Below are 12436 nucleotides of genomic sequence, written 5' to 3'. Positions count from 1 at the left end.
AAAACTCTAAAACTCTAAAACTCTAAAACTCTAAAACTCTAAAACTCTAAAACTCTAAAACTCTAAAACTCTAAAACCCGTATCCCGAACCTCGAAACCCTTCCTCCAATCAAACCCCTGAAATAATTTCCGATTCTGAAACTTTATAAGTATTTTTACTGAACTTTTTAATTCAAATAAAAATGATCCAGTATTTAGATAATATCCAACACAAAGATTCAAAAAACTTTTTCCTGATTGCCGGTCCGTGCATCATTGAAGGGGAAGATATGGCGTTAAGAATTGCGGAAAAAGTAATTCAGATCACAGATAAATATAATATTCCTTATATTTTCAAAGGAAGCTTTAAAAAGGCCAACAGAAGCCGTGTAGATTCTTTTACAACTATTGGCGAGGAAAAATCTCTTGAAATTCTTAGAAAAGTAGGCGAGACCTTTAATATTCCTACCACAACGGATATCCACGAAAATGATCATGCGGCGCTGGCTGCACAATACGTGGATGTGTTACAGATTCCTGCATTTTTAGTACGCCAGACCGACCTTTTGGTAGCTGCGGCTGAAACCGGAAAATGTGTAACGTTGAAAAAAGGACAATTTCTTTCTCCGGAATCAATGAAATTTGCGGTTCAGAAAATTACAGATTCCAATAACCAGAAGGTAGCGATCATTGAAAGAGGAAATTCTTTCGGATATACGGATCTGATCGTAGATTACAGAGGTATTCCTACGATGAGAGCATATGCGCCGGTGATTTTGGATGTTACCCATTCATTACAGCAGCCTAACCAGAGTTCCGGGGTGACTGGTGGAAGACCAGACCTTATAGAAACAGTGGCAAAAGCAGGAATTGCGGTAGGAGCAGATGGACTTTTCATCGAAACGCATCCAACGCCGGAAACCGCTTTGTCAGACGGAGCCAACATGTTAAGATTGGATTTATTGGAAGATTTGTTACAAAAATTAACAAGAATCAGAGAATCAATTTTGTAATTGTTAAAAAATCCCTATTTTTAGAAATTCTTAAAACATTTCTTTTGAAAAAACTAGTTTTACCGTTGAGCCTTATGGTTCCTATGCTTATTTTCTCTCAAAATAGAAAAAGAGATACAGCAGATAAAGTAACCGATATTGAGGAAGTCGTTTTCCAGAAAAAAGTAGTCGGAAGAACGAACGACATTACCAATGTCAAGATTTCAGCAAAAGATGCTAAAAATGTAGCCTCTATAAGTGGAGGAATTGAAGGACTTCTTAAAACACTTCCTTCTGTAAACTCCAACACCGAGCTGTCTTCCCAATATATGGTGCGTGGTGGAAACTATGACGAAAACCTTATCTACATCAATGATATTGAGATCTACAGACCTTTCCTGATCAGAAACTCACAGCAGGAAGGGATGAGTATCATCAATCCTGATATGGTTTCTTCAGTGAACTTTTCAGCCGGAGGTTTTGAACCCAAATATGGCGACAAAATGTCTTCAGCCCTGAATATTTACTACCGTGAACCAGAAAAATTTGAACTTTCCGGAGAAGCGAGTTTAATCGGGGGAAGATTGACAACTGGTCTGGCTTCAAAAAATAAAAAACTGACCGCCTTATTTTCAGGGAGATACAGAAATACCAATCTTGTTCTGAATACCCTGAATGAGGATACGGATTTTAACCCTACGTATTGGGATTTCCAGTCATACATCAACTACCATTTCAGCGATAAATTCTCTATGTCCTTCATTGGGTATTATTCCAAGAACGACTATGAAATGGTTCCCAAGGCGAAGACTGTCACTTTCGGAAGCCTTCAGCAGCCTATTACCGTAAATATAGGATATAACGGCCAGGAGCAGGATATGTATAAAAATATGATGGGGACTTTATCAATGAATTATAAGCCGTCCGATAAATGGAAGCTTACATTGGATAGTTTCTCTTATCAGAACAGAGAAAAAGAGTATTATTCTATTGCTTCGGGCTATGAAATCCAGACTTTTGATCCTGTAACTCAATCACCCAATCCGTCTTTTGATGGGGGCGGACAGATAGAACATGCCAGAAACGATCTGTTTGTAAGGACGTATGGAACACAGTTCAGAGCCAAGTTTTCACCTAATATCAATACCGATATAGAAGTCGGTTTCAAATACGAAAAAGAGAACCTCAATGACAATACCAATGAATGGAAGTTGGTAGATGCTGCAGGATACAGTATTCCGTTACCTGTTGATGATCCGAGAACCGGAACTTCAGGAGATTTAAAGCTGTTCTATCATATTGCAGGTAGGAATAAAATAGAACCTTCAAGGCTTTCTGCCTATGCTCAGTATTCTCAGAAATTTTACTGGGGAGCGAGCAAAGTTTTTGTGAATGCCGGAGCCAGAGTTTCCAACTGGAGCTTTAACAAAGAAACTATCTTTTCTCCAAGAGTTCAGTTTGCGATCAAACCCGACTGGGATACGGATATGCTCTTCAAACTTTCCGGAGGGGTCTATTACCAGGCACCTTTCTACAAAGAGATCAAGGATTTGGACGGAAACTTTAATACGAATATAAAATCTCAGCGTTCCATGCAGGTCATTCTTGCCAACGACTATGAATTTTATATGTATGACAGACCGTTTAAGCTGACTACAGAAGCGTATTACAAGAAAATGGATGATCTGATTCCTTACTATATGGATAATGTGAGAATCCGCTATTCCGGTAAAAATAATGCATCAGGTTACGCGTACGGAATTGACACCAGATTATTCGGGGAATTTGTTCCTGGAGTAGATTCTTGGTTGTCTGCGAGTTATGCCAGAGTGTACGAAAATATTGATGGAAAAGGAAATATTCCAAGACCTACGGATCAGAGGTTCAAATTTGCGATGTTCTATCAGGATTATATGCCGAAATTCCCGTCAATGCGTGTGAATCTTACGTTGGTATATGCGATGGGACTTCCGAACGGAGCGCCAGTTTTCACGGATCCTTATCAGTACCAAAGAACGCTGCCTTCTTATAAAAGGGTAGATTTAGGGCTTTCAAAAGTATTTATCGATTCTAAAAACAAGAAAAACCGTTCTGGTTTCTGGGGTAATTTTGATGAATTGACTTTAGGGGTTCAGGTTTTCAATGCATTTAACATCAATAATACAGTAGCTAACCAATGGATCACAGATTACAATACAAGCTCAATGTATGCGGTGCCTGTACGTCTTACGGGACGTTTCTTCAATGTGAAACTGGAATTTAAATTATAGAAATTAGAAGCCAGATATTAGAAGTTAGCGATTAGTGGTATTTGAAATTAAGTAATTAGGAGCGTTAAAAGTTAAACAATGCGCTTAAAAATATCGGAGATATTTCTTAATTCCTCTTTAAAACTTAATAAACTCAATGTCTTAATGTTTAAAATAATACATTTAAAATAAAAAATCATCCATAAAAATCATCTGGATAAAAAATAAAGAAAAGCTTCTGAATCTTTCAGGAGCTTTTTCGTTGGGCAGAATTTTATAACAAGTATACACAATTTTATAACAGGGGTTTCACGGATATTTTTACCTTTGTCTTATCAATGAAAAAGATTCTCGCCATATTATTCTCTGTTTTCTACTTCGGGTTTTCTTCCGGAGCAGCGTTCAGCGTACATTTTTGTATGGAAGAACTTGTTTCCGTAAGCCAGAAAACCACGGATATCTGTGGTAAATGTGGGGTCAAAGAAAAAAAAGGATGTTGTAAGACTGAAATTAAGGTAGTAAAAGTAGATGATTCCCAAAAATCTGATCTGCTGATGATCGACTTTTTAAGTCAGATCGCTCCAACCCTTACACAGCAGGATTTTTTCTTTACCGACAGATCTTTTTCCGCTACGAAATTTACCCAAATAAGAATCAACGGACCACCCGAATACAGGCCGGTTCCCATTTATCTCAATCATTGTAATTTTAGAATTTAAGATCCGTCTGTTGTCTGGTATTGTTCAGATGATCATTCCTTCGCTGACAACACGGCTCAACGCATCATGCGTCTCAATTATTCTTTATTAAAAATTAATTCTAAAATTTAAAACAATGAAAAAGTATATCATTACAGCAGCCCTATCTTTATTTTCAGTTATTTCACTTTCCGCACAGTCTAAAAAAGACGCTCAGGTTTCAAAACTGTACCAGAACTATATTGCTATTAAAGCAGCTTTAGCTTCAGATGATGCAGATAAAACCTCAAAAGCAGCTGCAGAATTCATCAAAACAGCTTCAACGGTTGATTATAAATTGGTTTCGGAAGGGAATCTGAATATTCTGAGAAAAGATGCCACTGTTATTTCCGATGCAAGAAATATTTCTGCCCAAAGAGAAACATTTTCCAACCTTTCTGAAAATATGATTGGCTTAACAAAAGAGTTTAAACTTTCTGAAAAACCAGTTTATATACAGTACTGCCCAATGGCTGATTCAAGCTGGTTAAGCAACGAAAAACAGATCGCTAATCCTTACTACGGAAAATCTATGCTTTCTTGCGGAAGTGTAAAGTCAGAGATCAACTAATTATCGTATTTAGTTTTAAAATAACAAGTTGCATAGCCTAGGTTATATTTGACTTTAATCTTTGCAGCTTTTAAAAAGTTCGAAATATTATGAAAAAATTCATCTTGTTTCTGGTGCTTTTGTTCTCTGTTTTTACATTCGCTCAAACAACGAAAACCTATTATACATGTCCGATGCATGCCGAAGTAGTATCTTCAAAACCTGGAGACTGCCCGAAATGCAAAATGACACTGGTAAAGAAAACTGTTGTGATGAAACCAAAAGTTACGGCACAACCGGAACAGAAAGCAATACAGAAGCCAACAGAAACTAAAAATAAAGTTCAGGTTGAGAAAAAGACTAAAGCTAAGGTAAAGGTTAATACAACCCCCAAAGTTAAAACCTTGGTAAAATCTAATCCTCAGCCTAAAACCCAATCTCAATCTCAGTCTCATTCTATCTACAATTGTCCGATGCATCCTGAAGTCACTTCAGACAAGCCCGGGAAATGCCCGAAATGCGGAATGGAACTGGTAGAAAAAGAGAGCCATCAGCACGTTGCTACAGAAGAACCAAAAACGGAATCATCGGTATTCAAAAGAAATTCTGAAAATGGAAAAGTAACGTTTGGTGGAAAGACGGTGAGATATGACCTGTATGTAAAAGATACGATCGTCAATTTCACCGGGAAAAACCGAAGAGCGATTGCCATCAATGGAAAATTACAGTCTCCGACTCTATATTTCACGGAAGGAGATACAGCGGAAATCTATCTTCACAATATGCTGAAGGAAAATACAGGACTTCACTGGCATGGTGTAATCCTTCCCAATGAGCAGGATGGCGTTCCATACCTTACCACAAAGCCCGTAACACCAGGTGAAACACATTTATATAAATTTAGAGTATCACAAAACGGAACGTACTGGTATCATTCACATGAAGCATTACAGGAACAGATCGGAATGAATGGAATTCTGGTGTTCAATAAAAGAGAAGGTGAGCCTAAAATAGCTTATACAAAAGAAATTCCGGTGTTACTCGGAGACTGGAGTGATGAAGATCCGATTCAGATTGCAAGAAGGCTTCATATGGCCAATACAGATTGGTATGCGATTAAAAAGAATGCGGTACAAAGCTACTGGGAGGCCATTAAATCCGGAAATTTCGGGACAAAAGCTCTGAATGAGTGGAAAAGAATGGAGGCGATGGATGTAAGTGACGTTTACTACGATAAATTCCTGATCAACGGACTTCCAAGCTCTGATTATGCTAATCTGAAAGCCGGTGATAAAGTCAGGTTGAGAGTCGCCAACGGTGGATCATCCACTTATTTCTGGCTGAATTATGGAGGCGGAAAAATAAAAGTGATTGGAAATGACGGAAATGATGTGGTCCCGGTGGAAGTGGACCGTCTGATTATAGGGGTTTCTGAGACCTATGATATTGAAGTTACGATTCCCGAAAACAAAAGCTTTGAATTCCGTTCCACATCGGAAGACAGGGTAGGACATGCTTCACTTTGGCTGGGTTCCGGTGAAAAAGTAGAAGCACCAAATTTACCGAGATTATTGCTTTTTGAAGGAATGAAAATGATGAATGGTATGATGGAAATGAGCGGTAACATGAAGCCGATGAATATGACGATGGGCAATCAGATGATGGATATGAATGAAGTGATGTATCCTGAACTTTCCGAAAGCCAGCGAAAAATGACGATGAAGCACATGAATGAAATGATGGGGATTAAGACCAAGGAAGAAGACCATTCAAAGGTAGTTTCGGGACATGAAAATCATTCCGGGATGGATATGAAGGAAGAGAAAACGATCAAAAGGCTATCCTATAATATTTTAAAATCTCCTGAAAAGACGATTCTTTCGGATGAAAATGTAAGAGAACTGAAATTTACGCTGGAAGGAAATATGAATCAATACCTGTGGACGCTGGATAATAAAACGGTTACAGAAACAGATAAGATCCTAGTGAAAAAAGGGGAGATCCTGAGAATTACGATGTATAATAATTCAATGATGCGCCACCCGATGCACCTTCACGGCCATGATTTCAGACTGATCAATTCAAAAGGAGAATATTCCCCTTTGAAAAACGTAGTCGATATTATGCCGATGGAAACCAATACCATTGAATTTGCCGCCAACCAGGATGGCGACTGGTTTTTCCACTGTCATATTTTATATCATATGATGGCCGGAATGGGAAGGATATTCAGCTATGAAAATTCAAAACCGAATCCACAGCTGCCGAACAGAAAACTGGCCTGGAAAAATTTCCTGAAGGATAATAAAATGATCAGCTCTATGGGAATGCTGGATATTGCAAGCAATAAAGTGCATGCCGAAAGTATGACGATGTTCGGACCAAGATGGGCAAATCTGAATCAGTTTCACTCTAACTGGGATTTTGATCACTTTGAAGGAAATGTAAAAGTAGGAAGATTCTTAGGGAAATTCCAATGGGCACTTCCTTATGCAGGTTTTAGAATTCAGAAAAACCACGAGATTATGGAGCGACAGATGACAGAAGATATGGGCATGAAGTTCCGGGGCAAAAAGACATGGTTCGGACAGGAGAAAGCTTCAAAAAATCAATATGCCTTCATGGTCGGTGTGCAGTATCTTTTACCGATGTTGGTCACTGCGGATGCAAGTGTAGACCAGAACGGGAAAGTATTGCTGGAATTGAGCAGAGAAGATATTCCGATTTCCAGAAGAATAAGAGGAAATTTTACCCTCAACTCTGACGGAGAATTTTCAACAGGATTGAGATATATTCTACAAAAATGGGTGTCAGTATCCGGGAACTATGATAATGAAATGGGCTGGGGAGCCGGACTTACTTTAACCTACTAAAGAGAGGGCTGCCAGATAAATGGCAGCCTTTTTTATTCTGCTTATTTCAAACACAAGCAGCATAAATATCTTTGTCGGAATCGTGTTATTTGTGAAATCATTAGTGCTATTTGTGTTTAAAACTAAAAATAAAAAGCCGGTTCATGATTAAATGAACCGGCTCTCTTTATTTCACCACTGAATATAATCAGTAATTTTATCATTTTACTTCGCAGCTTTCGGTGCGGCTTCTTTTGCTTTTTCAGCTGGTTTATAGGTAACATTTTTGATATCAACCGTCATTTCCTTTAAACGCTTGGCTACCGCTTCCGGCATCTCTTTCTGGTATCTTCCTCCGATAACTTCTGAAAGAAATTTCTCCGTTTCAGCATACATTGCCATATTATTAACCGGTTTTCTGAATCCGTGTCCTTCATCATCTGCCAGAATATAATTTACTTTTTTCCCTTTTTCACGAAGAGCAATCACAATTTGGTCTGCTTCAGCTTGTTTTACTCTTGGATCATTTGCTCCCTGAATAATTAATAAAGGTTTTACAATTTTATCAACGCTAAATAACGGGCTTGCTTCCTTAATCAGCTTTTTACCTTCTTCCGTTTTCGGATCACCCACCATTCCATACAGGAAGGCACGTCCGGATTCCCAATAAGCGGGAACAGAATCCAATAGCGTAAAAATATTACTAGGTCCAACGATGTCCACTCCTCCGGCATACAGATCAGGGGTAAAAGCCAAACCTGCCAATGTTGCATAGCCACCGTAGCTTCCTCCCATAATGACTACTTTATTTTTGTCAGCAATTCCGTTGTCAATAAGGTATTTTACGCCCCAGGTCACATCATCCTGCATGAGTTTTCCCCATTGTAAATCGCCACCGTTTTTGAATTTTTTACCATAACCTCCGCTTGCTCTGAAGTTGGGCTGTAGTACGGCATAACCTCTATTAGCTAAAAATTGAACTGTTGAATTATAGCCCCAGTAATCTCTTGGCCCCTTTGGTCCGCCATGTACCAAAACAACGACAGGCAGATTTTTTCCCGTTGATCCTGTTGGCACCGTCAGATAAGCAGGAATTTCCAGGCCGTCACTGCTTTTGTAAGTGACAGGGGTCATGGAAGCTAAGTACTTTTCAACTTTTTTTAATTCGATTCTTGGGGTATACTGGAAAATCAGCTCTTTGGTTTTTGCATCGAAGAAATAAGCTTCGGAAGCATATTTGTCGCCCCAAACGGAGATTAGAAACTTCGAATAATCTTTTGTAGAGCTTGCAAAGTCAACTTCTCTTCCCGGGAATTTACTTTGTAGAAATTGATAATTAGCTTCCCATGTTTTGTCTTTCCAGTAGTTTTCAGTTTTATCTCCGGTATAGGATGTTGAAATGATTTTTCTTGTATTTCGGTCCATAAATAACCCTCCGAAATCAACTTTTCCTTTCGGATCGCTTTCGACTTTCGTTGTTTGTTTGGTTTTCGGATCCATCAGAAATAAAGTAGATTTGTCGAGATCACCCTTATCCGTTACCAGATAGAATTTTGAATTATCTTCATTCCAGTTGGCAATATAAGCGCCTTCCGTTACTAATGTCTCATAGATGGGGGTCAGTTTATCACCTTCTTTGTACAGGAATTGAGTGGTTCCTTTTTCGTCTGTTTTGGACAGAACTCTCAATTTTTCATCCCAGTCGAATTCATATCCTGTGATGCGGTCTTTATTTTCGTAAATCTTTTTCAGTTCACCGGTAGAAATTTTCAGTGAATACAGATCATGCCATGCTTTATCACGGTTGTTCAGCCCGATCATCATCAAATCAGGATCTTTTTTACTGACCATCTGAATCTGAGCGGTTACCTCATTAAGCGGCGTTAAATTTCTTGATTCAGGAACGCCTTTGGCTACGGTTGCGGTAGGATCTACTGCGAAAATATTCATATTTTCATCCCCGTTTTTGTCTTTTACGTATAAGATGTATTTTCCGTTTTCTGACCAGAAATATCCTGCCATAGGACGTTTGCTATCAGTTAATGGGCGGGCTTTATCAAAAGGTTCGTCCGCTTTTTTCACCCAGATATTCATGATCCCTTCGTATTGTTTCATAAAAGAGATCCATTTTCCATCCGGACTCAACTGTCCGCCTGAAATTTCAGGATTACCATAAAATAATTCTCTGTCCAGCAATGGAACTTCCTGCGCGTATGTTGTATGAGATCCTATCATTATGAGTAGTAAATAAAAGATTTTTTTCATTTTTTATTTAAATATATGAAAAAAACACTTATTGGTGAAATTTTAAATAAAAGTATGCTTTTGATTTAAGTTGTTGAAAATTATTAACTTAAATAAAAATTTTGTTTGTTTTTTTTAACAAAAGCAACATTGTTGCATTTATTTTATTTATTCAATTATTTTAAAATAGTGCGTATATAATCCCTTATTTAATAGAATTTGAAGAGTATAATTCTAAAAATAAAAATAAAGGTGTTTAAATGAAGTTCATCTTGATATCCTTGAAAACCTAATGATTCTTAATCGGTCAAAAATTCTGTTGATTTAATTTGTAATCAATTACATTTCAAGTTGAATGATCTTTTCTGCCAGCTTTTGATGGGTACTTTCCGGAATTAGTCGCATGAAAAAATTGCGTAATGTATTGCCTTTTTCCCACTGCGAAATCTTTCCTATTTTCCAGCTGGTATTGACAATATAATCTACTTTTTTCCTTCTGATCTTCTGAAAATCCTCGAAAACCCTGTTGAAATTCCTGCTGTTTTCCAATAATCTTCCGATGATATATGCGTCTTCAATAGCCTGACAAGCTCCCTGACCCATATTGGGAGTGGTCGCGTGAGCAGCATCTCCGATCAGACATAGGTTGTCGGAATACCAAGTTGGAATAGGAGAGAGGTCAATTATGTCATTAAGAATAATATTTTCTTTTAAGGTCGCATCAAGAATATTTAAAATAAGGGGATGAAATTCGCTGAAAATTTCAGAAAGAGTCGAATACCGGTTATGTTTTTGTTCATTGGCGACTGCATACCAATACACTTTTTTCTCTGAAATTTTCACAAAACCGAAGCGCCTTCCTTTTCCCCACATTTCAATGGCCTCCTGATTAAATTGTTCAGGTAAATCAAATTCTGCCAATCCACGCCAGCATTTCTGGCCTGCGTTTCTGATATTTCCGGTTTCTAGAATCTGGTTTCGGATCCTGGATCTGATGCCGTCGGCTCCAAAGACAATCTCGCTTTCTGCCTGAATCCCGTTTTCAAAATTTAAAACATAGTTCTCTTTCTTTTCGATTTTGCTTAAAGAATGATTGAGTTGAATATGTTTGTAACCCATGTTTTCTGCCAGGATTTTCTGCAGTTCAGCCCTGTGGATCGCTACATTACAGGAATTGTATTTCTTTTCAAGCACAAGAATACCGGTTTTTGTGATAGGTTTCAACGATTCATCCGTTATGGAAATTCCGTGAATTCTATTGCCTGCATTCTCAATTTTTTCTTTTAATCCTAATCTGTCAAAGATCTGCATGGCATTAACGGCCATCATAATTCCGGCTCCCACAGGTTTTATTTCCGGAGCTGACTCGTATATGGTAAAGTCAAGTTGTTGCTGTTTCAGAATATTTCCCAGAGCCAGTCCGCCGATTCCGGCTCCTATAATTGAAATGCTGTTCATGAGCAAAGGTTTTAATCTTGCTAAAAAGTTAAAATATAATTTTCAGATACTTTTTTAAATCCATACTTATTGAAAAAATGATGAGCTCCGGTATTATCAAGCCCACTTTCCAGCATTATAAAGCTGATTTTCCAGTTTTTAGATTCTTCTACAGCCTTTTTCAGAAGTGTACTTCCAAGCGATTGTCCTCGCAGAGAATGATCCAGAAGCATATCTTCCAGCACCGCATAGTTCTTAAACCCGCTGATTACATTAAAAACCAACATTCCGATGATTTTTCCTTCCTCATTTTCAGCAATCAGGATATTTAATTTTGAATTTTGATCAGCGTCAAAGCCGGAGTTGAATTGTGCCGTTAATATGGCTTTAAGGTCAGGATTCCAGTGGTTTGAATCTAAAGCCCGCCCGGAAATAATCTCGCCGTGGGAAATATAAGAGTCTGTCTTATGTTTGATGAAAAAATCAACCAATTCTTCGGTGCGGGTAGGTTCAGTAAGCCATTTTGTGGTGTAGTTCATTATTTTATTTCAATTTTTTTCAATTCGTCAAGAAGTTGATTCTGCTTTTTGATAAAGTTTTCCAGGCTATCCGTTTTCATGGGATGTGCATTCTGGTATTTTCCGATTTCAGGAAGTGTCTTTCTGATCTTAAAAGCGGTGTACAGATTATTGATGTCATCACCATTTTTATTCACTTTCGCGATCAATTCTTTTACTTTACTTATTTTCTGGTTGTAAGCTTCGTCGTTTACTTTAATCTCTTTTTCCAGTTGCTGCTTTAGAAGGGAATCCTTAATAGTACCGGCCTGCAGATAGGCATCGGAATAATAAGATTCAGATTTATGAAGTGTTTCTCCATAGATTTCCAAGACCTTTCCGTTTTCTTCATATAAATGGGTCAGTCTGTCGTCCAGAGCTTTCAGATTTTTATCATTTTTGATCAGTTCGAAATAAATTTTATCGATCATATTATCTTTACGATAACTTTTTAAAGAACCTGAAACAGAAGATTCTGCGTTATCGACGGCATTTTCCACAGCCGGAACATTTCCGGGTTTGTTTTCTTTACAGGAAAGCATGAATAAAGCCAAAGCGGAAGCGAAAAGTATTTTTTTCATATTTTTTTTTTGATTGGGTGTTCCTTATTAGTTGAAGATAGTCTAAAAATTGTTACAGCTTAATCTTAAAATTTGTATTTTCCTAATTTTCAGTCTTGTCTTTGAAAAATATTAACCTTTGCTGATTTAAATTTTAAATATAATATTACTGATTTTTTTTACCGTAAAGGTAGACAAGGAAATTAATAACGCTTTAGTTTTAAGATAAACAAAGGCGTTTCACTCATAAAAGTAATACAAGGTAAATTTATAGTATTT

At 37.6% G+C, this 12436-nt stretch carries 9 protein-coding genes; 5 read left to right on the top strand and 4 right to left on the bottom strand.

Translation table 11 applies throughout. The features are described 5' to 3' along the window. Positions 1–182 precede the first annotated feature (182 nt). The 5 genes from kdsA (at position 183) to N0B48_RS19135 (ending at position 7380) form a co-directional block, all read left to right on the top strand. The gene (gene kdsA, locus N0B48_RS19155; RefSeq protein ID WP_259840567.1) at positions 183–992 is read left to right on the top strand and encodes a 3-deoxy-8-phosphooctulonate synthase; all 810 of its coding nucleotides are present in this window, start codon (positions 183–185) and stop codon (positions 990–992) included. Between the two features lie 74 nt (positions 993–1066). Beyond that, on the top strand, positions 1067–3241 hold the full coding sequence (locus tag N0B48_RS19150; protein ID WP_371830625.1) for a TonB-dependent receptor plug domain-containing protein: 2175 nt from the start codon (positions 1067–1069) through the stop codon (positions 3239–3241). 317 nt (positions 3242–3558) lie between these two features. Further along, the gene (locus tag N0B48_RS19145; RefSeq protein ID WP_259840565.1) at positions 3559–3939 is read left to right on the top strand and encodes an HYC_CC_PP family protein; all 381 of its coding nucleotides are present in this window, start codon (positions 3559–3561) and stop codon (positions 3937–3939) included. 115 nt (positions 3940–4054) lie between these two features. Beyond that, positions 4055–4528 (top strand): DUF3347 domain-containing protein, encoded by a 474-nt coding sequence (locus N0B48_RS19140; protein WP_259840564.1) that lies wholly within the window; start codon positions 4055–4057, stop codon positions 4526–4528. A gap of 89 nt (positions 4529–4617) precedes the next feature. Beyond that, positions 4618–7380 (top strand): multicopper oxidase domain-containing protein, encoded by a 2763-nt coding sequence (locus N0B48_RS19135; RefSeq protein WP_259840563.1) that lies wholly within the window; start codon positions 4618–4620, stop codon positions 7378–7380. 204 nt (positions 7381–7584) lie between these two features. Here the strand turns inward: N0B48_RS19135 and N0B48_RS19130 are convergent, their stop codons facing one another. The 4 genes from N0B48_RS19130 to N0B48_RS19115 all read right to left on the bottom strand — a co-directional run bounded on the left by N0B48_RS19130 (position 7585) and on the right by N0B48_RS19115 (position 12178). Then, complete coding sequence (locus N0B48_RS19130; protein WP_259840562.1) at positions 7585–9624, bottom strand: S9 family peptidase; 2040 nt, start codon at positions 9622–9624, stop codon at positions 7585–7587. Between the two features lie 318 nt (positions 9625–9942). Then, the gene (locus N0B48_RS19125; protein WP_259840561.1) at positions 9943–11061 is read right to left on the bottom strand and encodes an FAD-dependent monooxygenase; all 1119 of its coding nucleotides are present in this window, start codon (positions 11059–11061) and stop codon (positions 9943–9945) included. Between the two features lie 20 nt (positions 11062–11081). Then, a complete protein-coding gene (locus tag N0B48_RS19120) occupies positions 11082–11579 on the bottom strand; it encodes a GNAT family N-acetyltransferase (protein ID WP_259840560.1) in 498 nt (165 codons plus the stop codon). Next, the gene (locus N0B48_RS19115; RefSeq protein ID WP_259840559.1) at positions 11579–12178 is read right to left on the bottom strand and encodes a hypothetical protein; all 600 of its coding nucleotides are present in this window, start codon (positions 12176–12178) and stop codon (positions 11579–11581) included. The genes N0B48_RS19120 and N0B48_RS19115 overlap by 1 nt, the downstream gene beginning before the upstream one ends. Positions 12179–12436 lie beyond the last annotated feature (258 nt).

Source organism: Chryseobacterium herbae, from assembly GCF_025154075.1.
GTDB lineage: Bacteria > Bacteroidota > Bacteroidia > Flavobacteriales > Weeksellaceae > Chryseobacterium > Chryseobacterium herbae.
The sequence above is the reverse complement of the archived record's forward strand: the minus strand, read 5'-3'. Positions and strand labels throughout refer to the sequence as shown.

Excerpts from the sequence above, each read along its gene's own strand:
- N0B48_RS19140 (WP_259840564.1), top strand. The coding sequence starts at position 4,055 with ATGAAAAAGTATATCATTACAGCAGCCCTATCTTTATTTTCAGTTATT.
- N0B48_RS19135 (WP_259840563.1), top strand. The coding sequence starts at position 4,618 with ATGAAAAAATTCATCTTGTTTCTGGTGCTTTTGTTCTCTGTTTTTACA.
- N0B48_RS19130 (WP_259840562.1), bottom strand. The coding sequence starts at position 9,624 with ATGAAAAAAATCTTTTATTTACTACTCATAATGATAGGATCTCATACA.
- kdsA (WP_259840567.1), top strand. The coding sequence starts at position 183 with ATGATCCAGTATTTAGATAATATCCAACACAAAGATTCAAAAAACTTT.
- N0B48_RS19125 (WP_259840561.1), bottom strand. The coding sequence starts at position 11,061 with ATGAACAGCATTTCAATTATAGGAGCCGGAATCGGCGGACTGGCTCTG.
- N0B48_RS19115 (WP_259840559.1), bottom strand. The coding sequence starts at position 12,178 with ATGAAAAAAATACTTTTCGCTTCCGCTTTGGCTTTATTCATGCTTTCC.
- N0B48_RS19120 (WP_259840560.1), bottom strand. The coding sequence starts at position 11,579 with ATGAACTACACCACAAAATGGCTTACTGAACCTACCCGCACCGAAGAA.
- N0B48_RS19145 (WP_259840565.1), top strand. The coding sequence starts at position 3,559 with ATGAAAAAGATTCTCGCCATATTATTCTCTGTTTTCTACTTCGGGTTT.
- N0B48_RS19150 (WP_371830625.1), top strand. The coding sequence starts at position 1,067 with ATGGTTCCTATGCTTATTTTCTCTCAAAATAGAAAAAGAGATACAGCA.